The organism is Microvirga sp. P4_A5 (assembly GCF_056402495.1).
Genome location: NZ_JBFUHH010000035.1, coordinates 19,228 through 38,463, shown reverse-complemented (window position 1 = coordinate 38,463; position 19,236 = coordinate 19,228). Strand labels below are relative to the sequence as shown.

Genomic DNA, 19,236 nt, shown 5'->3' with positions numbered 1-19,236 from the left:
GGATTGTCCGTGCTGGCGAAGGCCTCCGGGTGCCATTGCAGGCCGAGCGCGAAGCGATGCGCCGGCACTTCGATGGCCTCGATCGTGCCGTCGGGCGCGAAGGCGCTCGCCACCACTTTGTCGGAGATGTGCACGATCGCTTCGCGGTGATGCGTGTTCACGTCGATCTCCGACACGCCGACGATGCGGGACAAAGCCGTGCCGGCCTTGATCGAAGCGGGGTGAAGCACGCCGCGCTCGTCATGCTGGAGGATGTCGGGGCGAAGCGCGCGCACATCCGACACCATGCGGCAGCCATTCAGGCAAGCCAGCATCTGCATCCCGTTGCAGATGCCCAGAACGGGCTTGTCCCGGTCGAGGAAGCCGCTCATGAGCGCGCGGTCGACGTCGAGGCGATCCGAGTGGGGAAATTTGGACTCGTCCCCGTCCACATACCAGGCGGTCGGAAAATTGATGCGGCCGCCGACGCTGACGAAACCGTCGAACTCGTCGATGACGGTGTCCACGAGGTCGGCAAAATAGGGAATGCCGAAGGGCAGGCCACCCGCGCGGTGGATTGCCAGGAAATAGGCCTTGCTGACCTCGTAGCGAGTGCCATCCACCTGGGTGTTCTCATCCATGATGATGGCGATGCGGGGCTTGCTGCTCATTGGGGGTTTTCTATCCGGTGATGCGGTCGACGCGGCTGACGGTGCGCTTGGCGCGCAGTTCCGCGATGATGGCGTTGAGGTGCTTGAGATCCCAGACGCCGAGATCGATGGTGACGTCGGTGAAATCCTGAGTCCGGCGCTTCATGGTGACGTTGTCGATATTGCCTTCGTGATCGGCGATGACCTGCGTGATCTGGGCCAGCGAGCCGGGCTCGTTGATGGATTGCAGCTTGATGCGGGCGGGGTAGCGCTGCGGCTCCGCCTCGAAATCCCATCGCACGTCGATCCAGCGGTCCGGTTCGTTGTCGAAATCCGCGAGGGAGGCCGACTGGATCGGGTAGATCGTCACCCCTTCGCCGGGGGTGAGGATCCCGACGATCCGGTCGCCCGGGACGGCGCCGCCGTCCGGCGCGAACCGCACCGTCAGGTTGTCGCTGAGGCCGCGGATGGGGATGCCGTCGGTGACCGTTTCGCCGGCGCCGTTCGGGCGCGGCGCAAGCTCGGCGGCACCGACTTTTCCAGCATCCGGCCCGCCGGCGCGGCGGTCTTCCTTGTAATCGGGATAGACGGCGCGAACCACGTCGCCGGAGAACATCTCGCCGCGTCCCACCGCCGCCAGCACATCCTCGATGGAAAGCCGCGCCAGCCGGGGCAGGGCGCCTTTGAGCTTCTCGTGCGAATAGGCCCGGTTGGCCCGCTCGAAGGCCCGCTCCAGGATCTGCGTGCCGAGGCCGGTATATTGCTGGCGCACGGCGGCCCGGGTCGCGCGCCGGATCGAGGCCCGGGCCTTGCCGGTCACGACGAGCGATTCCCACGCGGCGGGCGGCGTCTGGCCCTCGGCGCGGATGATCTCCACCTCGTCGCCGTTCTGCAATTCGGTCAGCAGCGGCGACATGCGCCCGTTGATCTTGCAGCCCACCGCCGTGTTGCCGACATCGGTATGCACCGCATAGGCGAAGTCGATGGGCGTCGCGCCGCGCGGGAGCGCGATGAGGCGGGCCTTGGGGGTGAAGCAGAAGACCTGATCGTGGAACAGTTCGAGCTTGGTATGCTCGAGAAACTCCTCCGGGTTGTCGCCTTCGGCCAGAAGATCGATGGTGCGCCGAAGCCATTGATAGGCGCGGCTTTCCACGGCAAGGCGCGAATTGTCGTTGACGCCCTCCTTGTAGAGGGCATGGGCGGCCACGCCGTATTCCGCCACCTCTTCCATCGCGACGGTTCGGATCTGCAATTCGACCCGCTGCCGGCTCGGCCCGATGACGGTGGTGTGCAGCGAACGGTAATCGTTCTGCTTCGGGGTCGAGATATAGTCCTTGTAGCGGCCCGGGATCATCGGCCAGCTCGTATGGACGACGCCGAGCGCCCGGTAGCATTCGTCCACCGTCTCGACGATCACCCGGAACCCGAAAATGTCCGAAAGCTGCTCGAACGAGACAGACTTGCGCTCCATCTTGCGCCAGATCGAATAGGGCCGCTTCTGGCGGCCGGATACCTCGGCGTTGATACCTTGCGCCTTCAGTTTCGCCGTCAGGGTCTGCTCGATCTCCTCGACCAGCTTTTCGCTTTTGGCGGTGACTTCCTGGAGGTGGCGGTTGATCGCCCCATATGCCTCTGGGTCGATGTTCTGGAAGGCCAGTTCCTCCAGCTCCTCGCGCATTTCCTGGATGCCCATCCGGCCGGCGAGCGGCGCGTAGATGTCCAGGGTCTCCTCGGCGATCCGCTGCCGTTTCTCGGGCGGCATGAATTGCAGGGTGCGCATGTTGTGCAGGCGGTCGGCGAGCTTGACGAGCAGAACCCGCACGTCGTCGGCGATGGCGAGCAGCAGCTTGCGGAAATTCTCGCCCTGTGCGGCCCGTTTCGAAACGAGATCGAGCCGCTTGATCTTGGTGAGCCCGTCCACGAGGGCGCCGATCTGGGGGCCGAAGGACTTGTTGATCTCCTCCAGCGTCGCCTGCGTGTCCTCGACCGTGTCGTGCAGCACCGCCGCCGCGATGGTGGCATCGTCGAGCTTCAGGTCGGTGAGGATGGCGGCGACTTCGAGGGGATGGCCGAAGAACAGGTCGCCGGAAGCCCGCTTCTGGTTGCCATGGGCCATCATGGCATACACATAAGCGCGGTTGAGAAGCGCCTCGTCGGTCAAGGGGTTATAGCGCTTCACCCGCTCGACAAGTTCGTACTGGCGCATCATCCGGCCGCAATCTCCTTTTCGGGCTTTTAACGGGCTGAAGTTAAAAGGATATTGTGGAACGGGGCGAAACCGCAAGATTTCTCTGGGCCGCGCAGGTCCGGAATGCAAAAAAGCCCGGCATCGCGCCGGGCTTTTCTAGAAACACTGAAGTCGCGGCGCTTATTCGCGCTCGTCGTCGTCCGCGCTGGAGCTCGGGGGGACGAGGCCTTCGAGGCCGCGAAGGAGGTCTTCCTCGCTCATGCGGTCGAAGGTGACGTCCGTATCGCTGTCGTTGCGAGCGGTCGCCGCAGCAGCCGTGTTGCCAAGGAGCGGAACGGTCTCGGCCTCGGGCTCGTCGACCTCGACGTATTTCTGCATCGAGTGGATGAGCTGCTCTTTCAGATCGTCCGGCGCGATCGTCTCATCGGCGATCTCGCGCAGGGCGACGACCGGGTTCTTGTCCCGGTCGCGATCGACGGTGAGCGGCGAACCCGAGGAAATGAGGCGGGCGCGGTGGCTGGCGAGCAGCACGAGCTCAAACCGGTTGTCGACCTTGTCGATGCAATCTTCGACGGTCACACGAGCCATGAAGCGGCTCCTTTTCGTGGTTCAAGGAATATCGGAAGCAGGGGTGATTACACCGGATAGGGCGCGATGACAAGAGAAAGAGGGTATTGGTAGTGACTCAGTTTGGCTCGCTCTCCTCCCTCCCCCTTGCGGGGAGGGATTGAGGGTGGGGGTGGCATGACCGGTTGAGCTGCATGACCAGAGAACACAGTAGCAGCCTCGTGTTTTTCGCGCGAGCGCGCGCTCCGACTTTACGACCCCCACCCCTAACCCCTCCCCGCAACGGGGAGGGGACACCCGTGCCAATCCTCAATCTYAAGTCACTACCGGGTTCCCGCAGGTGCGTTATGGCACCGAGGCCTGAAATCCCGCTGTTAGGATGCGTTCCTTACCTAAGGAGAGGAACATGACGGCAGGCTGGTTTTTCCTACTCGTGATTGGCTTGGTGGCGGTCATCGTCTGGGTCGTGACTCGTCTCACGGATTTCCGTCAGGGAGATCCCCGCCGCAGCAGCGCCGCTGCACGTATCTATGAACACGGCAAGTGCGGGAGCAGCGGGTCGTAATCTTGACTCATCCGTCTCCCGATGCGAGTCCCGCCTCGATCAATCGAAGAGAGGCGGCCGTTCATGAAGCGCGCATTCGTATTTCCGGGACAGGGCAGCCAGGCCGTCGGGATGGGCAAAGCCCTCGCCGAGGCCTTTCCGCAGGCAAGGGCCGTGTTCGACGAGGTCGATGATGCTCTCTCGCAGAAGCTCTCGGCCATCATGTGGGATGGACCCCTCGACGAACTCACGCTGACGGCCAACACCCAGCCGGCCCTGATGGCGGTCAGCCTTGCGGCCTTCCGGGTGCTGCAGGCGGAAGCGGGGCTCGATCTCAAGAAACACGCGGCTTTCGTCGCCGGCCATTCGCTGGGCGAATATTCGGCTCTCGCCGCCGCTGGCAGCCTGTCCATCGCCGATACGGCCCGCCTGTTGCGGATTCGCGGCAATGCCATGCAGGGCGCCGTCCCGGTCGGGCAGGGCGCCATGGCGGCCCTCATCGGGCTGGAATTCGACGCCGCCGTGGAAGTCGCCCGCGCGGCGGCTAGAGGCGAGGTCTGCGATGCGGCCAACGACAATGGCGGCGCACAGGTGGTGGTCTCGGGCCACAAGGCCGCGGTTGAACGCGCCATCGTGATTGCGCAGGAAAAGGGCGCCAAGCGCGCCGTGATGCTGACCGTCTCGGCGCCTTTCCATTGCGCGCTGATGCAGCCGGCGGCCGACGCCATGCGGGAGGCGCTGGCTGGCGTCTCGGTCAAGGCCCCGATCGTACCCCTGGTCTCAAACGTGACGGCCGGCCCGGTGAGCGATCCGGATGCCATCCGCGAAGGGCTCGTTCGGCAGGTGACGGGAACCGTCCGCTGGCGCGAATCCGTTGCCTTCATGGCGGGTCAGGGCGTTGAATCGTTTTCTGAGGTCGGGTCGGGCAAGGTCCTGACGGGACTCGGGAAACGCATCGCGCCCACCGCCACCGGCTCGGCCATCGGCACGCCGGACGACGTGGCGGCTTTCAAAGCCTCTCTGCAAGGATAAGGACAAACCCCATGTTCGATCTCACGGGCCGCAAGGCTCTCGTTACGGGAGCCACCGGCGGCATCGGCGGCGCCATCGCCCGTGCGCTCCACGCCCAGGGCGCCACCGTGACCCTCTCGGGAACCAGGCGGAGCGCGTTGGACGAGCTCGCGGCCGCCCTCGGCGAGCGGGTCCACGTGGTGGAGGCCAACCTCGGCGACAAGGATTCGGTGGAAGCCCTTGTGCCGGCAGCCGAATCGGCGATGGAAGGCCTCGACATCCTGGTCAACAATGCCGGCGTTACGCGCGACAACCTGTTCATGCGCATGAAGGACGAGGAATGGGATACGGTGATCGCCGTCAATCTCACCGCCGCGTTCCGGCTCTCTCGCGCCGCGGTGAAGGGCATGATGCGCCGTCGCTATGGCCGCATCGTCAATATCGGCTCGGTGGTGGGCGCCACCGGCAATCCCGGACAGGCCAATTATGCCGCCTCGAAAGCGGGCCTGGTCGGCATGACGAAGGCGCTCGGCGCCGAGGTCGCCAGCCGCAACATCACGGTCAATTGCGTCGCTCCGGGCTTCATCGCCTCGCCCATGACCGACACCCTCAACGACAAGCAGCGCGAAGGTATCCTGGGGACGATTCCCATGGCGCGGCTCGGCGAGGGCGATGAAATCGCCGCCTCGGTGGTTTATCTCAGCTCCTCCGAAGCCGCCTACGTGACCGGCCAGACGCTGCACGTCAACGGCGGAATGGCGATGTTTTAGAAGAGGTTGGAGGGATGATCGGAATCGCCTCCTGATCCGTTTTCCGCCTCTCGCCAGAGCCGACAAGCTTGTGTTAATCATGGACCTGTTCGGGTCGGAGGGGTTGACCGGCGCTGAAAAATGCGGCTTTGCACGACACAAGGCAGTCGTTCCAGCGTTTATCGGCTGAGCAGCTGATCTGAGTTTCCATTTCTAGACCGCCCATATCCTGAGGCGGCAGCCACTGAGGAAAAAACGATGAGTGACGTCGCTGATCGCGTGAAGAAGATCGTTGTCGAACACCTGGGTGTCGAGGCCGACAAGGTGGTCGACAATGCGAACTTCATCGATGACCTGGGCGCGGACAGCCTTGATACCGTCGAGCTCGTCATGGCGTTCGAAGAAGAATTCAATGTCGAGATCCCCGACGACGCCGCCGAGACCATCGTGACGGTCGGCGACGCCATCAAGTTTCTCGAGAAGAACGCGGCGTAATCACGCTTCGGGCGCCGGACCGTTCTCGTTCGGCGCCCGATTTTCGTCTGGAGTCCTTCGCCGAGGCTGCGATCGCCAGCCGGCGCGGAGGCTCGCGCATCCATTACGCCAGGGCATGTCGCTTGGCGAAAGGTCCGTCAACTTTTCGCAGGCATGCTCAGAACTGTTTGAATTGATCGCCGACGACGCATCCCGGACGTCCGGGAACACGGATTGCGATCCAGAGATCAGGAATCAGCATGAGGCGGGTCGTCGTTACGGGTCTCGGCATGGTCACTCCGCTGGGTTGCGGGGTCGAGCAGACATGGTCAAACATCCTCGAAGGCAAGAGCGGCGCGAACCGCATCGAGGGATTTCAGATCGATGACCTTGCCTGCCAGATCGCCTGCCAGATTCCCGTTGGCGACGGCACGGGCGGCACGTTCAACGCCGATCAGTGGATGGAGCCCAAGGAGCAGCGCAAGGTCGATCCGTTCATCGTCTACGCGATGGCGGCGGCGACCCAGGCGCTCGACGATGCCGGCTGGAAGCCGACGACCTACGAGGATCAATGCGCCTCGGGCGTGCTGATCGGCTCCGGCATCGGCGGCATCGGCGGCATTTACGAGGCTTCGGCGACGCTGATCGAGCGCGGCCCGCGCCGGATCTCGCCGTTCTTCATTCCGGGCCGCCTGATCAATCTCGCGGGCGGCTACGTATCCATCGAGCACGGGCTTAAGGGCCCCAACAATTCCGTCGTGACGGCCTGCTCCACCGGCTCCCACGCCATCGGCGATGCGGCGCGGCTGATCGCGCTGGGCGATGCCGAGGTGATGGTCGCCGGCGGCACCGAATCGCCCATCAACCGCCTGTCGATCRCAGGGTTCGCCGCCTGCCGCGCCCTCTCGACGAATTACAACAACGATCCGACCCGCGCCTCGCGGCCCTACGACAAGGACCGGGACGGCTTCGTCATGGGCGAGGGCGCCGGCGTCGTGGTGCTGGAGGAATACGAGCACGCCAGGGCGCGCGGCGCGAAGATCTACGCCGAGGTGATCGGCTATGGCCTCTCCGGCGACGCGTTCCACATCACGTCCCCGGCCGAGGATGGCGACGGCGCCTTCCGGTGCATGTCCGCCGCGATCAAGCGCGCTGGAATTTCGCCGTCGGAGATCGATTACGTCAACGCCCACGGCACATCGACGCCGCTCGGAGACGAGCTCGAGCTGAAGGCGGTCGAACGGGTGGTCGGCAATGCCGCCGGCAAACTGACCATGTCGTCCACCAAATCCGCTGTCGGGCATCTTCTGGGGGCGGCCGGCGCCGTCGAGGCGATCTTCTCCATCGTCGCCATGCGCGACGGCATGGTGCCGCCGACCCTCAATCTCGACAACCCGTCCGTCGAGACGCCGATCGACCTCGTGCCGCACCGCGCGAAGCGCAAAGAGGTGAACGTTGCCCTGTCGAACTCCTTCGGATTCGGCGGAACCAACGCGTCGCTTGTTTTCCGGCGTGTAACTTGAGCCCGATAGAGCTACGCTACGGCTTTTCGCCATAATCCCCGTTAGGGTGTTCAACAGCCGGCGACGCCATGCCGGCACAAGAAAAGCGTAGTAATGTTCGGCAGAAAAAAACCCACCCTCCTCAACTCGCCTGAATCGCAGCAGGACGACCAGCAGCCGCGACTGGCCCCCCGTTCGCCGAGCGAGGCCATCAAGCCCATGGCGGCGCCGCCGCCGCCGCCCCGGCACCGCCGGAAACGGGGAGGGATGCTGTCCGTCGCGAGCGGTCTCCTGACGCTGTTCGTCGCCATCGCCGTGCTCCTGGTTTTCGGCTTCAGCGTGATGGAGCGCGAGGTGACCGCCAGCGGTCCGTTGACGGCCGACAAGGTGGTGGTGATCCCGCGCAATACCGGCACCGGCGAAATCGCCGACATCCTGAAGCGCGAGGGGGTGATCACCCAGCCGCTGCTGTTCGAGGCCTATGCGCTCTTCAATCGTCGACGCGGTCAATTGAAGGCCGGCGAATTCCAGTTCAAGGCCGGAACCAGCATCGAGACGGCCATCGACACCCTCGTGGAAGGCAAGGCGATCCTCCATTCGATCACCATCCCGGAGGGCCTGACCAGCGAACAGATCATGGCGCGCCTGTTCGACAACGAGATTCTCACCGGAGAGGTGGCGGAAACGCCCCGCGAGGGCACACTGCTGCCCGACACTTACAAGTTCGAGCGCGGCATGACGCGCCAGCAGATCATCAACGCCATGCAGGCGGCCCATCGGCAGGTCCTGGCGCAGATATGGCAGCGCCGCTCGCCGGAGCTTCCGGTGAAGACGGCCCAGGAACTGGTCATCCTCGCCTCCGTGGTCGAGAAGGAGACCGGCCGCGCCGACGAGCGCACCCGCGTGGCAGGGGTCTTCATCAACCGCCTCATGAAGCGCATGAAGCTGCAATCGGACCCCACCATCGTGTATGGCCTAGTGGGCGGGAAGGGCACCCTGGGCCGGGGCATCATGCGCAGCGAGATCGAGACGGCGACGCCCTACAACACCTACGTGATCGAAGGCCTGCCGCCCGGTCCGATCGCCAATCCCGGCCGCGCCGCGCTCGAAGCGGTCGCCAACCCGTCGCGCACCAAGGACCTTTATTTCGTCGCCGACGGCTCGGGCGGGCACGCCTTCGCGGAGAACTACGATCAACACCAGCGTAACGTGGCGCGCTGGCGGCAACTCGAAAAGTCGAAGGCGACGCCGGACCAGAACGATGTCGACCGGATCAATCCGGATGCGGATACCCGCACCCAGCTCACGCCCGCCGGGACGCTGGCGCAGGACGCCCCCTTGCGCGGGGGCCGGCCGCGTGGGTTCGACGCCAGCGAGGGCACCGAAAAAGACCCGTTGAAGAACAAGACCTTCGATCTCAACACGCCCAAGAACGTCCCCGCCCTGAAGCAGCCCTGATCGCCCGGTTGACGGATCGCGGTTTCCCGGTGCCCTCCTTGTGAGCGGCCCACGGGCGGATTATGGTCGCGCCCTCCATTCAAACCGTTTGAGGTTCCCCGCATGTCGATTGCGAGCATGACCGGTTTCGCCCGCGAGACCGGGATCACCGGCCCCTATCAATGGGCATGGGAGATCAAGACCGTGAACGGTCGTGGGCTCGAAATTCGCGTGCGCACGCCACCCGGCCTCGACGCGGTCGGCGAAGATGCCCGCAACGCCATCCTGAAGGCGTTGACGCGGGGCCAGGGTCAACTGAACCTGACCGTCAGCAAGACGTCCTCGGTGGCGAAACTCCGTGTCAACACGGATTCGCTGAACTCGCTCATCGAAGCTGTCGCGGCTCTGGACTTGCCCTCGACGATCAGGCCCGCCTCGCTGGACGGCCTCTTGTCCATCCGGGGCGTGGTCGAGTTGGACGAGGGGGCGGTCGACCCCTCGCAGGATCCCGAACTCGCGCCCGCCCTCAAGGCGGCCGTAGGACCGCTCGTCGCAGCGCTCCAGGAGGCACGTTCCCGTGAGGGTAAGGCACTTTCCGGTGTCCTGCGGCAGCAACTCACGCTCGTCGCATCGCTCGTCGAGGATGCCGAGGCAGCGCCGGCCCGTCGTCCCGAAGCGATCCGCGCGCGGCTCGAGGCCCAGATCGCGCAATTGTTCGACGGCAAGGCGGCGCTCGATTCCGACCGGCTTCATCAGGAGGCGGTCCTGATCGCCGCGCGCGCCGATATCCGCGAGGAACTCGACCGGCTGCGCGCCCATGTGGAAGCAGCCCGCGGCCTCCTCGACGAGGGCGGTTCGATCGGCCGCAGGCTGGACTTTCTGGCGCAGGAGTTCGGCCGCGAGGCCAATACCCTGTGTGCAAAGGCCAATGACGTGTCGCTGTCGCGGATCGGGCTTGAACTCAAGGCGGTTATCGAGCAATTCCGCGAGCAGGTTCAGAACGTCGAGTGATGGAGTTCAAAATGATGCCCCTGAAGCGGCGCGGTCTGCTCCTGATCCTGTCGTCGCCGTCCGGTGCGGGGAAATCCACCCTGACGCGCAATCTGGTGCGGGAAGATCGCGGCATCCGCCTCTCGATCTCCGTGACGACCCGGCAGAAGCGTCCGTCCGAGATCAACGGCGTCCATTACAATTTCACCGACAGCGTTCCCGATTTCGAGGAGATGCGCGATCGCGGCGATCTCCTCGAATGGGCGCAGGTTCACGGCAATTATTACGGCACCCCTCGCAAGCCGGTCGAACAGGCTCTTGCGCGGGGCGAAGACGTCATGTTCGACATCGACTGGCAGGGCACCAAGCAGATCGTAGAGAAGATGCGCGCCGACGTGGTGAGCGTCTTCATCCTCCCGCCCTCGATGGAGGAGTTGAAAGCGCGGCTCGAAAGACGGGCGGAAGACGTGCCCGACGTGATTGCGCGCCGGCTGCGGAACGCCCGGGACGAGATCGCCCAGTGGGAATCCTACGATTACGTGCTGGTCAACGATGACCTGGACCGCACCTTCGGCGACCTGAAAGCCATCCTGGCCGCCGAGCGCCTCAAGCGCGAGCGCCAGATCGGCATGGGAACGTTCGTAGAGGAATTGTTGTCCGCGCGGGTCGAATAGAATCGGGTGTCATTCCGGGCGCGTTTTCCCTCGCCGCAAGGGGGAGGGAAGACGCGACGGCGAATGAATTCATCGAGCAATGCGGTCCCACGCATTGGCCAGGGCCACGAACCCTGCGACCGGGATCTCTTCGGCGCGGCTCGTCTCGAGCAAGCCTGCTTCGGCGATCAGCGCCGTCGGTTGGGGCGCAATGGGTTTCAGGCTCTGGCGCAGCATCTTCCGCCGCTGTCCGAACGCCGCGCGCGTCACCGCCTCGAGCGCGCCGAGCCGACAGGGAAGGGGCGCGTCGCGAGGCGTCAGGTGAACGACGCTCGAGGTGATCTTCGGGGGCGGCACGAAGGCGGAGGGCGGCACGTCGAACAGGATGCGCGCCTCCGTCCGCCAGCCGCAGAGGACGCCGAGGCGACCGTAATCCTTGGGGTCGCTCTCGTCCGCCACGATCCGCTCGGCCACTTCCCGCTGGAACATCAGGGTCAGCGAAAGCCACCACGGAGGCCAGGCGGGCGTGGCGATCCAGCCGGTCAGCAAAGCGGTGCCGACATTATAGGGCAGGTTGGAGATGATCCGCACGGGATCGTTGCCCACCAGCGGAAGCGGATTGAACTCCAGCGCATCGGCTTCCACCACCTCAAGCCGACCGGGGTAATGCGCGGCGATTTCCGCAAGGGCCGGAAGGCAGCGCGCATCGCGTTCGATGGCGATGACCTTGCGGGCGCCCGCCGCCAGGATCGCGCGGGTCAGCCCACCGGGACCTGGTCCGACTTCAATGACCGTCGTGTCGGCGAGATTTCCTGCCGACCGGGCGATCCGGCTGGTCAGGTTGAGGTCGAAGAGGAAGTTCTGTCCGAGCGATTTCCTGGCCAGAAGGCCGTGCGTGCGGACCACGTCGCGCAAGGGAGGGAGGTCGTCGATCTGGCTCATGGCTCCTGCTGCCGGGTCAGGCGCGCCGCGAGCTTCATGGCGGCGATCAGGCTGTCGGGACGCGCCACGCCCTTGCCGGCAATGTCGAAGGCGGTGCCATGGTCGGGCGACGTCCGCACGAAGGGCAGACCGAGGGTGATGTTCACCCCCTCGTCGAACGCCAGTGTCTTGATCGGGATCAGGGCCTGATCGTGATACATCGCCAGCGCGGCATCGTATTGTTTTCGGGCCCGGGCATGGAACATGGTGTCGGCCGGAAGGGGGCCGACCGCGTTGATCCCCTCGGCGCGCAGCATAGCGACCGCCGGTGCGATGATGGCATTGTCTTCCGTGCCCATGGCGCCGGCCTCTCCCGCATGGGGGTTCAATCCCGAGATCGCGAGGCGGGGTTTTGGAATCCGGAACCGCTCCGTCAATTCGCGGGCCACGATGCGTCCCGTGCGGACGATCAGGTCGGTGGTCAGCGATGTCGGCACCTGGGACAGAGGAATGTGGACGGTGACCGGCACCACGGCGAGGTCCTCGCTCCAGAGCATCATCACGGGATGCACGGGCTGCCCGGCGACGGGGCCGGTGAGGGCCGCCAGGAATTCGGTGTGGCCGGGATGCGCGAAACCCGCCTCGTAGAGGACGTGCTTCGAGATCGGATTGGTGACGAGAGCGTCGGCCCGCCCCTCCGTGACCAGCCGGACCGCCGTCTCGATGGATTCGATGACCGAGGCGGCGCTGGCGGGATCGGCTTTGCCGGGCTCCGCCTTGACCCGGCGAGAGAGCGGAATTATCGGCAGGGCCTGGCTGAAAGCCGCGGCCGCTTCATCCACCGTGACGATCTTGATCGGGACGTTCCAGCCGAACGCGCGGGCAATGCGGCCGAGATAGGCCGGGTCGGTGAGAACCGCGAAGGGCGGAACGCCTACATCGAGCCTCTCCATCCAGGCCTTGAGGGTGAGTTCCGGCCCGATCCCGGCCGGATCGCCTTGTGTTAGCAGCAGGAGAGGGCCGCGCCTGTCGCGCATCACTGGGCGGCAACGCCTTCCGAGGCGGAAGCCGTATCGCCGATCTGCTGATTGAGGCCGACCTCGCCGAGCGTCCGGAGTTCGAGGCGGAGCATGACGGTCTGGTTCCTGTCCTTCTCGCCCGAAGTGACGGCGATATCGCGGGGTGAGACAGAGTAGCTGACGGAGAAGGTCGTGCACTCGTCGACGTAACCGATCCCGAGGCTCATACCCGCCAGATAGGCTTTGTTCTGGCTGTTGTAGACCGCTGTCGCGGGATTGGCGGCGTATTGCGTCACATAGGTTTCGCGGGCGAGGAGATACCGGTCGAGGTCGAGCAGAACCGATCCGGACACGTACCAGTTCGGCGTGACGTTCCACCGTGCCGAGACGAACAGGCCCTCACGCGGGCGGCTGAAGCCGATCTCGGGCTGCGCAGCGTATCGCGCATAGGTCAGAGACGTGCTGACCGGGAGGTAGGGCGCGAAGTTCATCGAAACGCCGGTCTCAAATCGGTTCAGGCCGAAATGGTTCTGATCGAACCGCCCACGCGTCACGAACGAGAAATTCGCATTCGGCGAGATCTGGAACCGGCCCACATAATCGGAGCTTCCGGAATCAAGACCGGAATCGAGGCCGGCATGCACGAGATCGGGCTGAGTAAACGAGTTGCGGCCTGCCACCTGATAGGATTGGCCGAACAGCACATTGGCATAGAAGTCGTCCGCGCCCGTCACCGTATATTGCACGCCTACATTCGCCCGGACGCCACCTTCGCTGCGGTCATAGCCGGTGAACTTGTTCCATTCGAAAAGCGACGTGTCCTCGAATACGAGGCTTTGCGCATCTTCGTTGGGGACCTTGCCGATCAGCGTTTCGTTGGGACGCGCGATGATCTGCGCGATCGGCTCGATGGTCTGGGTGCCTGAGGTGCCGAGCGTTCCCACGAACGGGAAGCGGTATTCGAGCCCGATGCCCGGCATTCCCCTGAAATCGATCTCGTCGTCGCCCTTGATGAAGTTCGTCAATTCGCTGTTCTGGTAGCCCGTCAGGTCGGGGGACATCCCGTAGACATCGCCCTTCAGGAAGGCGAAGGGTGTCCAGACCTGGCCGACGGGATCGATGAATTCGCGGCGCCAGGAAACGTTGGCTGACACGCGCGATGTCGTTCCACTCACGCCGCGGACAAGGCATTGGCTGGGATCGAAGACCGAGCATGTCCCGTACAATCCGAACAGCGATCTGTTCTGGATCGGGATCTGCTCGAATTGTGCCGCCTGGCGCGACAGGCTGGTCACATTCACGTCGATCGCGAGCTCGCCGCCAATGGAGGCGGGCGTGATCCGTTTGTTGTAGTCCAGCACCGGGTGGACGATCGGCTGCTGCTTTTGCCAGTCGGTCGTCGACAGGCCCTGGAAATAATAGCCCCGGACGTCGAAGAAGGATCTGTCACCGTGACCTTGCAGATACAGGGTCGAGATCGATTCCTTGATGTAGAGGGACGCGAGACTTTCGCTCTTGATGCGATAATTCTGCAGGAACCACTTATCCGATAGAAGCGCGACGTCCCAACCCCATTTCCATCGCTCGTTCAGATAGAAAAGGCCGGTGGATTCGAGCGAGCCCCGGTTGTCCCGGTCGCCGGCGCCGTAGGGCGATTTCAGAAAGGCGCTGCTGTCGCCCTGAATGATGCCGGCGGCGCGGACGTTGTAAACGCCGGTTTCAAGCCGATGACGCCACTCGACCTCGCCCAACACCCCTTGGCGGGTGAGGAAAGTGGGATTGAGGGTCAGGTCGTAATTCGGCGCGATCGCCCAGAAGAATGGGATCGAGGCCCCGAAGCCGAGGGAATTCGAGATCACCACATTGGGAGTGAGAAAGCCCGTCTTGCGCTTGACCGTCGGGTCCGGCGTCCAGAAATACGGCAGATAGGCGACCGGCACCCCGAAGACCTCCATGGTGGCGTCTTCGTAATAGATCGTCTGCTCGCTTGCGTTGTGGATAATCTTGGCGGCCTTGACCTGCCAGAGGGGCGGCTTCTCCGGGTGGTCCTTACAGGGTTCGCAGGCCGTGTAGGTGCCGCGCTCGAAAGTCGTCGTTTCCCCGGCGGAGCGCTCTGCGCGTGGCGCGGAGAATCGGGTGGTGACGCTTTGGCCGTTATCGACGGAGGTCTGGACTAGGCGCAGCGAATCGATAAACCCGCTCTTGAAATCGTCCGTGAGTTCGAACCGGTCGGCGTTGAGAACGGCGCCCTTTTCGTCCGTGAGCTTGGCGTGGCCCTCGGCGTAGACCCGACCGGTGTTCCGGTCGTAGATCACCCGATCGGCCTGGAGGGACCGGCCCTGATAATTGAGCTRCACGTCGCCGGAGGCCGCGATCGTGTTCTTGTCGTTGTTGTAGATGATTTCCTTGGCGTCGACGAGCAGCCGATCCTCGCCCGTGGAGGGCTTCGCCTGGGCGCTGAGAGCCTGGTTAAGGCCTTGGGATAGAACAGGATATGACCCGACGGCGCAAAAAAGCGCCATCGCGATCGCAGACGTTGCGATCGTTGTCCCGAGCCGTTCCATCCCTACTCCTTGCAAAGCCTTCACCGCGAGGCGCATCAGCCGTCCTCTTGGTACAACAAGGCAAGTATACCCAACAAACTTCCGACGATAGCCGGAAGCCACGCCGCGACTGCCGAGCTGATGATCCCGGAGGCGCCAAGCTCCGCCATAAGCTCAGTGGCGACATAAAGCATGAAGCCGGCAGCCACGCCACCCAGAACCATCATGGCCACGCCGCCAAATCGAAAGAATCTTAATGAAACGGAAGCGGCCACCAGGACCATGGCGATGAACAGCAAGGGGCGGGCGAGGAGCACGTTGTAGTGCAACCGGTAGGCGTTGGCGTTGAGGTCGGCCTTCTGCAACTGCTCGATGGTCTGCTTCAGATTCCAGAAGGGTACCGCGTCCGGCTCGATGAAGCTCTGCCGAACCTGCGAGGGCTCGAGATTCGACGCGATCACGTATTGGTCGAAGGCCTGCGGGGGCTCCGTCGCGGTGAGAATGCGGGCGTTCTTGAGGGACCAGAATCCCTGGTGCAGGGTGGCTTCCCGGGCTTCGATTCGCTGGGTGAAAGCGCCCGCATTCGTGAAGGTATAGACCGTGACGCCGGTGATCGTGGTCGTGTCGTTGATGGCCCCATCGGCCCTGAAAATGGCCTGCCCGTCGAGGCTGCGCTGCCTGAGCCAGATGGGCTTCCCACTGGTCTGGAGGGTGCGGGAAAAGATCCGCGTTTCGAGGTCCGCCGCACGCTGCTTCAGCATGGCGGAGATCGGATTGTAGACCGCGACCGAGGCGATCCCGATGATCAGGGCGACGAACAGACCGGGCTGAAGGAACTGCCAGGCCGATACGCCGGCGGCCCGGGCGATCACCAGTTCGAGCTTCCGGCTGAGTTGCAGGAGCGCCGCCATGCTGCCGAACAGAACCGCGAACGGCATGACCTGCTCGGCGATCACGGGGGTCCGGAACAGGGCGAGCTGAGCCATCAGCCCGGCGCTCGCATTCTCCGCGTCCCCGGCCCGCCGCATCAGCTCCACGAAATCGAGCGTGTAGACGAGCGAGAAAACGGTCGCGAAGACAAGGAAAATTGTCTTGAGAAACTGCCGGGAGAAATACCCGCCGAGGGTCGCGCCGATGATCATGATCAGGCTTTCTGCGGTCTGGACATGCGGGACGGCAGCAGCGCCCGTCCCAAGGCCCCGAGCCGGGCGCGCGCTTTCCGGATGACCGATCCCTGCAGGATCAGCATCAGCGAGACCACGATGGCGAGGAGCGGCGCTCCGTAGACGCCGATGGCAGCCCACGGCGTCCGGACGACGGCGCTCGAGGCGGCAAATCCGGCGACGCGGAGGACCACCACGGCGACCACCGCCGCAGCCATCGCGACGCCGCGCCCCTGCCGGGTCGTACGGGGGTCACCGAGAGCCGCGAACGCGATCGCCATCATGGCCAGGGGATACAGCCAGGACGACAGCCGGTCGTGCAGCTCGGCGCGGAAGCGGCCCTCCTGAAACTTGTAGAAGGCATCGTTCTTGTTGGGGAACAGCAGTTGCGTCGTCCCGCGTTCGCGCGGCTTGTAGACGATCTCGCCGCCATCCTGGTTGAAGGCCGAGAGGTCGACCGCGTAACGGTCGAACGCCACGATGGAGCTGTCCTTGCTGTCCGGTTCCTTGCGCTGGACACTGCCCTGTTCGAGGACCAGATAGGCCTGCCCGTTGGATTCGACCGTCTGGCCACGCTCCGCGAGATAGACCACGACCTTGTTCTTATCCCGCTGATCTTCCATGAAGATTCCCAGGAGCGCGTCGCCGGATCGCTCCCGGTAATGGAACGTGATGCCGTTATCGAGGGTGATGAACTGGCCCTCCTTCGCCATGGTGGCGACGAAATCGGCCCGGATCTTGGTCACGAGGTTGCGCAGTTCCTGGAAGCTCGCCGGCATGATGTAAATGGTGATCATGCCCACGAGGACGCACACGAAGGCGCCGAGCGCGAGAAACGGCCGCATCAGGCGCTGCGGGGGCATGCCGGCGGCACTCATCACGATCAGTTCCGAATCGCCATTGAGCTTGTTCAGGGCATAGAGCGTCGCGAGGAAGAGGGCGACGGGCGAAATCACATTGATGAGTGCCGGTAGGGAAAGTCCGGTGACCGTCAGGAAGATGAAGATGGTCTGGCCCTTGCCGGTCAAGAGATCGAGCTCGCGCAAGGCCTGCGTGATCCAGATCACCGCCGTGAGCGCGAGGAGGCACGCGGCGAAGGCCGTAAACGAGATCCTCAGGATATAACGCTCGATCAGTGTCATGGGACCTCGGTACTCCGTCACATCTTCCCAGGCAAGACGATCCCGTCACGACGACCGTCGTTTCCCGGAAGGGCGACGGGGCTTCAAGAACTTGCGATTGCGCCGCTTTCACGGCAAAGCCATGCGTGATCCCGGTGAGAAATTACTGTATGTCCGAAACGTCGCAGCCGGTGGGAGCCGGCCCAACAGGCAAGAGGATTCGTATGGCCGACAGCTTAAAAATCGACTTCCGTGCATTCGACGCATGGGAAGGCGGCGATCTCGTGATTTTCGTCGGCGAGAACCTCAAGCCCGGCGCAGCCCTGGCAAAGCGCCTCGGCACGGCAACCAATGGTTTGCTGGCCAAGGCCGCCGCGGCCGAGAGGTTCAAGGGAAAAGCCAAATCGGCCATGACCGTCGTGGCTCCGGGGAGCCTGTCAGTCGACCGCATCGTGATGATCGGTTTGGGCAGCGACAAGGATCTACCGAAGACCGATTTCGCGCAACTCGGCGGGATCATCGCCGGAAAGGTCGCGGGACGGTCCGCGACCGTGGTGGTCGATCTCCCGGGCCTTGATCCGACGCCTGACAACATCGCGGATCTCGCGCTCGGAGCACGCCTCAGAGGCTACAGCTTCGATCGCTACAAGACCAAGAAGGACGACAACGAGCCCGTCGGCACGACGCACCTGATTCTGCAGGTCGCGGATCCCGCCGCCATCAAGAAGGCTCACAAGGCCCGCGAGGCGGTCGCGGCGGGAATCGTCATCGCGCGCGATCTCGTCAACGAGCCGCCCAATGTCCTCAGCCCGAAGGAATTCGCGTCTCGCGCCGAGGCCTTGTCCAAGGTGGGCGTCGAAGTCGAGATCCTCAACGAGAAAGCGATGGAAAAGCTCGGCATGCGGGCGCTGCTGGCGGTGGGGCAGGGCTCGGAGCGTGAGAGCCGCGTCGCGGTCATGCGCTGGAACGGCGGCAAGGCCTCCGATCAGCCGATCGCCTTCGTGGGCAAGGGCGTGGTGTTCGATTCAGGCGGAATCTCTCTCAAGCCCGGTAGCGGCATGGAAGACATGAAGGGCGACATGGCGGGCGCCGCCTGCGTGGTCGGCCTCATGCATGCGCTTGCCAGCCGAAAGGCGAAGGCGAATGTGGTTGCGGCGATCGGCCTCGTCGAGAACATGCCGGACGGCAACGCGCAGCGTCCGGGCGATATCGTCACCACCATGTCGGGACAGACCATCGAAATCATCAATACCGATGCGGAAGGCCGGCTGGTTCTGGCCGACGTGCTCTGGTACGTTCAGGATCGTTTCAAACCGAAATTCATCGTCAACCTCGCGACTCTGACCGGCGCCATTCTGGTGGCGCTGGCGCAGGAATACGCCGGTTTGTTCTCGAACAACGATGAACTGGCAGGGCGTCTCACGGCTGCCGGTCAGGAAACCGGCGAGCGCGTCTGGCGGATGCCGATCGGACCCGAATTCGACAAGATGATCGAGTCCAAGTTCGCCGACATGAAGAACTCCGCTGGCCGCTTCGGCGGGTCGAGCACGGCGGCCGCGCTGCTTCAGCGCTTCGTCAACGATGTGCCGTGGGCGCATCTCGACATCGCCGGCACCGCGATGGGCTCGCCGCAAAGCGAGACCAACAAGGGCTGGGCCTCGGGCTGGGGCGTGCGGTTGCTCGATCGTCTCGTGCACGATCATTACGAGCGGTGATTGGCCGGAA

The 19,236-nt window shown here is 64.0% G+C and carries 16 protein-coding genes; 8 read left to right on the top strand and 8 right to left on the bottom strand.

The window, feature by feature from the left end; all coding sequences use genetic code 11:
* The 3 genes from AC1DVM_RS11680 to rpoZ form a co-directional block, all read right to left on the bottom strand.
* Window positions 1-650: gamma-glutamyl-gamma-aminobutyrate hydrolase family protein (locus AC1DVM_RS11680; protein ID WP_477254600.1), on the bottom strand; the 650-nt coding region annotated here is incomplete at its 3' end.
* Between the two features lie 10 nt (window positions 651-660).
* A complete protein-coding gene (locus AC1DVM_RS11675; protein WP_477254599.1) occupies window positions 661-2,838 on the bottom strand; it encodes a RelA/SpoT family protein in 2,178 nt (725 codons plus the stop codon).
* 159 nt (window positions 2,839-2,997) lie between these two features.
* On the bottom strand, window positions 2,998-3,405 hold the full coding sequence (gene rpoZ / locus AC1DVM_RS11670) for a DNA-directed RNA polymerase subunit omega (protein WP_477254598.1): 408 nt from the start codon (window positions 3,403-3,405) through the stop codon (window positions 2,998-3,000).
* Between the two features lie 607 nt (window positions 3,406-4,012).
* On the opposite strand from rpoZ, the gene fabD reads away from it, so the two are divergent.
* From fabD to gmk, 7 genes are all read left to right on the top strand, one after another.
* Window positions 4,013-4,960 carry an ACP S-malonyltransferase gene (fabD, locus tag AC1DVM_RS11665; protein WP_477254597.1) on the top strand — a complete coding sequence of 316 codons (948 nt, stop codon included), beginning with the start codon at window positions 4,013-4,015 and terminating at the stop codon, window positions 4,958-4,960.
* Between the two features lie 11 nt (window positions 4,961-4,971).
* Window positions 4,972-5,709 (top strand): 3-oxoacyl-[acyl-carrier-protein] reductase, encoded by a 738-nt coding sequence (gene fabG / locus AC1DVM_RS11660; protein ID WP_477254596.1) that lies wholly within the window; start codon window positions 4,972-4,974, stop codon window positions 5,707-5,709.
* A gap of 237 nt (window positions 5,710-5,946) precedes the next feature.
* Window positions 5,947-6,183, top strand: a complete 237-nt coding sequence (locus AC1DVM_RS11655) for an acyl carrier protein (RefSeq protein WP_150946458.1) — start codon at window positions 5,947-5,949, stop codon at window positions 6,181-6,183.
* 239 nt (window positions 6,184-6,422) lie between these two features.
* Window positions 6,423-7,685 carry a beta-ketoacyl-ACP synthase II gene (fabF, locus tag AC1DVM_RS11650; RefSeq protein ID WP_477254595.1) on the top strand — a complete coding sequence of 421 codons (1,263 nt, stop codon included), beginning with the start codon at window positions 6,423-6,425 and terminating at the stop codon, window positions 7,683-7,685.
* 93 nt (window positions 7,686-7,778) lie between these two features.
* Window positions 7,779-9,122 carry an endolytic transglycosylase MltG gene (mltG, locus tag AC1DVM_RS11645; RefSeq protein WP_477254594.1) on the top strand — a complete coding sequence of 448 codons (1,344 nt, stop codon included), beginning with the start codon at window positions 7,779-7,781 and terminating at the stop codon, window positions 9,120-9,122.
* A gap of 102 nt (window positions 9,123-9,224) precedes the next feature.
* A complete protein-coding gene (locus AC1DVM_RS11640; protein ID WP_477254593.1) occupies window positions 9,225-10,112 on the top strand; it encodes a YicC/YloC family endoribonuclease in 888 nt (295 codons plus the stop codon).
* Between the two features lie 11 nt (window positions 10,113-10,123).
* Window positions 10,124-10,765, top strand: a complete 642-nt coding sequence (gmk, locus tag AC1DVM_RS11635) for a guanylate kinase (RefSeq protein ID WP_477254592.1) — start codon at window positions 10,124-10,126, stop codon at window positions 10,763-10,765.
* 69 nt (window positions 10,766-10,834) lie between these two features.
* Here the strand turns inward: gmk and rsmA are convergent, their stop codons facing one another.
* From rsmA to lptF, 5 genes are read right to left on the bottom strand one after another with little or no spacing between them, the layout of a single operon-like run.
* Window positions 10,835-11,686 (bottom strand): 16S rRNA (adenine(1518)-N(6)/adenine(1519)-N(6))-dimethyltransferase RsmA, encoded by an 852-nt coding sequence (gene rsmA, locus AC1DVM_RS11630; RefSeq protein ID WP_477254591.1) that lies wholly within the window; start codon window positions 11,684-11,686, stop codon window positions 10,835-10,837.
* Window positions 11,683-12,702 carry a 4-hydroxythreonine-4-phosphate dehydrogenase PdxA gene (gene pdxA, locus AC1DVM_RS11625; protein WP_477254590.1) on the bottom strand — a complete coding sequence of 340 codons (1,020 nt, stop codon included), beginning with the start codon at window positions 12,700-12,702 and terminating at the stop codon, window positions 11,683-11,685. The genes rsmA and pdxA overlap by 4 nt, the downstream gene beginning before the upstream one ends.
* Window positions 12,702-15,284 carry an LPS-assembly protein LptD gene (locus AC1DVM_RS11620; protein ID WP_477254589.1) on the bottom strand — a complete coding sequence of 861 codons (2,583 nt, stop codon included), beginning with the start codon at window positions 15,282-15,284 and terminating at the stop codon, window positions 12,702-12,704. The genes pdxA and AC1DVM_RS11620 overlap by 1 nt, the downstream gene beginning before the upstream one ends.
* A complete protein-coding gene (lptG, locus tag AC1DVM_RS11615; protein WP_477254588.1) occupies window positions 15,284-16,369 on the bottom strand; it encodes an LPS export ABC transporter permease LptG in 1,086 nt (361 codons plus the stop codon). Before lptG ends, AC1DVM_RS11620 begins: the two co-directional genes overlap by 1 nt.
* Before the next feature lie 2 nt (window positions 16,370-16,371).
* The gene (gene lptF, locus AC1DVM_RS11610; protein ID WP_477254587.1) at window positions 16,372-17,532 is read right to left on the bottom strand and encodes an LPS export ABC transporter permease LptF; all 1,161 of its coding nucleotides are present in this window, start codon (window positions 17,530-17,532) and stop codon (window positions 16,372-16,374) included.
* A 203-nt stretch (window positions 17,533-17,735) separates the two neighbouring features.
* On the opposite strand from lptF, the gene AC1DVM_RS11605 reads away from it, so the two are divergent.
* Window positions 17,736-19,226 carry a leucyl aminopeptidase gene (locus AC1DVM_RS11605; RefSeq protein ID WP_477254586.1) on the top strand — a complete coding sequence of 497 codons (1,491 nt, stop codon included), beginning with the start codon at window positions 17,736-17,738 and terminating at the stop codon, window positions 19,224-19,226.
* Window positions 19,227-19,236 lie beyond the last annotated feature (10 nt).

Bases quoted from the DNA above. Each gene is read 5' to 3' on its own strand.
- AC1DVM_RS11675 (WP_477254599.1), bottom strand. From the start codon at position 2,838: ATGATGCGCCAGTACGAACTTGTCGAGCGGGTGAAGCGCTATAACCCC.
- rpoZ (WP_477254598.1), bottom strand. From the start codon at position 3,405: ATGGCTCGTGTGACCGTCGAAGATTGCATCGACAAGGTCGACAACCGG.
- fabD (WP_477254597.1), top strand. From the start codon at position 4,013: ATGAAGCGCGCATTCGTATTTCCGGGACAGGGCAGCCAGGCCGTCGGG.
- fabG (WP_477254596.1), top strand. From the start codon at position 4,972: ATGTTCGATCTCACGGGCCGCAAGGCTCTCGTTACGGGAGCCACCGGC.
- AC1DVM_RS11655 (WP_150946458.1), top strand. From the start codon at position 5,947: ATGAGTGACGTCGCTGATCGCGTGAAGAAGATCGTTGTCGAACACCTG.
- mltG (WP_477254594.1), top strand. From the start codon at position 7,779: ATGTTCGGCAGAAAAAAACCCACCCTCCTCAACTCGCCTGAATCGCAG.
- AC1DVM_RS11640 (WP_477254593.1), top strand. From the start codon at position 9,225: ATGTCGATTGCGAGCATGACCGGTTTCGCCCGCGAGACCGGGATCACC.
- gmk (WP_477254592.1), top strand. From the start codon at position 10,124: ATGATGCCCCTGAAGCGGCGCGGTCTGCTCCTGATCCTGTCGTCGCCG.
- rsmA (WP_477254591.1), bottom strand. From the start codon at position 11,686: ATGAGCCAGATCGACGACCTCCCTCCCTTGCGCGACGTGGTCCGCACG.
- pdxA (WP_477254590.1), bottom strand. From the start codon at position 12,702: ATGCGCGACAGGCGCGGCCCTCTCCTGCTGCTAACACAAGGCGATCCG.
- lptG (WP_477254588.1), bottom strand. From the start codon at position 16,369: ATGATCATCGGCGCGACCCTCGGCGGGTATTTCTCCCGGCAGTTTCTC.
- lptF (WP_477254587.1), bottom strand. From the start codon at position 17,532: ATGACACTGATCGAGCGTTATATCCTGAGGATCTCGTTTACGGCCTTC.
- AC1DVM_RS11605 (WP_477254586.1), top strand. From the start codon at position 17,736: ATGGCCGACAGCTTAAAAATCGACTTCCGTGCATTCGACGCATGGGAA.